Origin of the sequence: Kribbella sp. NPDC051770 (assembly GCF_040681455.1) — a bacterium.
Classification (GTDB): domain Bacteria; phylum Actinomycetota; class Actinomycetes; order Propionibacteriales; family Kribbellaceae; genus Kribbella.
In genome coordinates, this window is the sequence record NZ_JBFAYT010000009.1 from 1 (window position 1) to 2181 (window position 2181).

Here is a 2181-nt window from a genome sequence, read left to right on the forward strand (position 1 = left end):
ACGAGGACAGCGCTTCCGACCTCAGCAAGCAGAAGCAGATGGTCGACTTCGCCGCGGAGATGGGCTTCGAGTACGTGACCGTCGACTGCCGGTGAGCCTTCGAGGCCGACCGGTCGCGCTTCTTGGGGGTGCGGCGAGATAGGCTCTGCCTCATGGCTCTCCAACTCCTGCCCCAGCTGGCGCCGCTGTCCGAAGCCGCCGGCGAGGCGTCGCACATCTCGCCGTGGTGGTACGGCGGGTTCTCCCTGTTCGTCCTGGTCGCGCTGCTGCTGCTGACCGTGATCATGGGCAAGGGTCGGCCGCACAGCTGAGCGGCGGATCGAGCTGACGTGAACTCCCCGGAACGGGTCCGGCGCCTCGGCGTCATGGGCGGGACGTTCGACCCGATCCACCACGGCCACCTGGTGGCCGCCAGCGAGGTGCAGGCGTACTTCGACCTGGACGAGGTGATCTTCGTCCCGACCGGCCAGCCCTGGCAGAAGACCGACCGGGAGGTGTCGCCGCCCGAGGACCGGTACCTGATGACGGTGATCGCGACCGCGTCGAACCCGCGGTTCTCGGTCAGCCGGGTCGACATCGACCGGCCCGGGCCGACGTACACGATCGACACGCTGCGCGACCTGTCCCGGCTCTACCCCGACGCCGAGCTGTTCTTCATCACCGGCGCCGACGCGCTCGCTCAGATCCTGACCTGGCGCGACGTCGACGAGATGTTCAAACTGGCCCAGTTCGTCGGCTGCACCCGGCCGGGGACCGAAGCCACCGAGCTCCCGCTCGACCGGCTCCCGATGGACCGGATCACCCTGCTCGAGGTGCCCGCGCTGGCCATCTCGTCGACCGAGTGCCGCGCCCGGGTCGCCAAGGGCAACCCGACCTGGTACCTGGTCCCGGACGGCATCGTCCAGTACATCGCCAAGCGCGACCTCTACACCAACCACTGAAGGAATCGAATGCCTGCCTCCGAACGCGCCGTCCAGCTGCTCACCGCGGCAGCCGAGGCAGCCCACGACAAGAAGGCCGAGAACGTGCTCGCGTTCGACGTCTCCGAGCAGCTCGCGATCACCGACGCGTTCCTGGTCGCCTCGGCGTCCAACGACCGCCAGGTCCGCGCGATCGTCGACGCGATCGAGGACAAGCTGCGCGAGGACTTCGACGCCAAGCCGGTCCGCCGCGAAGGCGCCCGCGAGGGCCGCTGGGTGCTGCTGGACTACCTCGAGATCGTCATCCACGTCCAGCACGACGAGGAGCGCAGCTTCTACTCGCTGGAGCGGCTGTGGCGCGACTGCCCGATCATCGCGCTGCCCTCGCCCGTACCGGGCGCCGGTACGGAGTAGTTTTCCTCTTCACTCGATTCGGGGTCGGCCGGGTCGGCTCCTTGAACCTCCAGGAGCACACGCAATGACTGCAGGACGCCTGATCGTCTGGCGCCACGGCCGCACCGAGTGGAACCTCCAGGACAAGATGCAGGGGCAGGCCGACATCCCCCTGGACGAGGTCGGCGTCGAGCAGGCCCGTACGGCGGCCGCCCGCCTCGCCTCGCTCGCCCCGACCCGCCTGATCGCCAGCGACCTCCAGCGCGCCGCCTCCACGGCAGCCGAGCTCGCGGCCCTGACCGGCCTCACCGTCGAGTACGACAAGTCCCTGCGCGAGATCGACGTCGACGACTGGGCCGGCCGCACCATGGCCGAGCTCGCCGAAACGAACCCCGAGGCCGCCGCCCGCATCCGAGCCGGCGAACCCCAACGCCGAGGCACCGCCGGCGAAACCGTCGAGGAAGTCGCCGCCCGCTTCGCCCCCGCCCTCCAACGCGCCGTCGAGGACGCGACTCCTTCCGACACCGTCGTCGTCGCCACCCACGGCCTCGCCGCCCGAGTCGGCGTCTGCCTCTTCCTAGGCATCCCCCAGTCCCACTGGCCCGCCTTCGGAGGCCTGTCCAACTGCAACTGGATCTCCCTCTTGCCCAGCCGCAACGGCAACTGGCGCATCGAGGAGTGGAACGCCGGCTCGCTGCCTGAGCCGGTCATGTCGGACGACCCCCAGCAGTAGCCGCTCCCGGACAAGACCACGCCCTCGGGGCGTGGTCGAGTACGCCGACCTGCCCGTACGCCGACCTGCCCGTACGCCGACCTGCCCGTACGCCGACCTGCCCGTACGCCGACCTGCCCGTACGCCGACCTGCCC

At 69.9% G+C, this 2181-nt stretch carries 4 protein-coding genes; all 4 read left to right on the forward strand.

Features of this window, described 5'->3' with window-relative positions; translation table 11 throughout:
• Nucleotides 1-152: 152 nt before the first annotated feature.
• Complete coding sequence (locus AB0M01_RS27230; RefSeq protein ID WP_363674319.1) at nt 153-311, forward strand: hypothetical protein; 159 nt, start codon at nt 153-155, stop codon at nt 309-311.
• Between the two features lie 18 nt (nt 312-329).
• Entirely contained in the window at nt 330-941 is a 612-nt protein-coding gene (gene nadD, locus AB0M01_RS27235; RefSeq protein ID WP_363674322.1) for a nicotinate-nucleotide adenylyltransferase, read from the forward strand.
• Between the two features lie 9 nt (nt 942-950).
• A complete protein-coding gene (gene rsfS / locus AB0M01_RS27240) occupies nt 951-1334 on the forward strand; it encodes a ribosome silencing factor (protein ID WP_363674324.1) in 384 nt (127 codons plus the stop codon).
• 64 nt (nt 1335-1398) lie between these two features.
• Nucleotides 1399-2046 (forward strand): histidine phosphatase family protein, encoded by a 648-nt coding sequence (locus AB0M01_RS27245; protein WP_363674326.1) that lies wholly within the window; start codon nt 1399-1401, stop codon nt 2044-2046.
• The last annotated feature ends 135 nt before the right edge of the window (nt 2047-2181 follow it).

What these genes read in the sequence shown, in the direction of transcription:
- AB0M01_RS27230 (WP_363674319.1), top strand. Translation starts at nt 153, where the DNA reads ATGGCTCTCCAACTCCTGCCCCAGCTGGCGCCGCTGTCCGAAGCCGCC.
- rsfS (WP_363674324.1), top strand. Translation starts at nt 951, where the DNA reads ATGCCTGCCTCCGAACGCGCCGTCCAGCTGCTCACCGCGGCAGCCGAG.
- AB0M01_RS27245 (WP_363674326.1), top strand. Translation starts at nt 1,399, where the DNA reads ATGACTGCAGGACGCCTGATCGTCTGGCGCCACGGCCGCACCGAGTGG.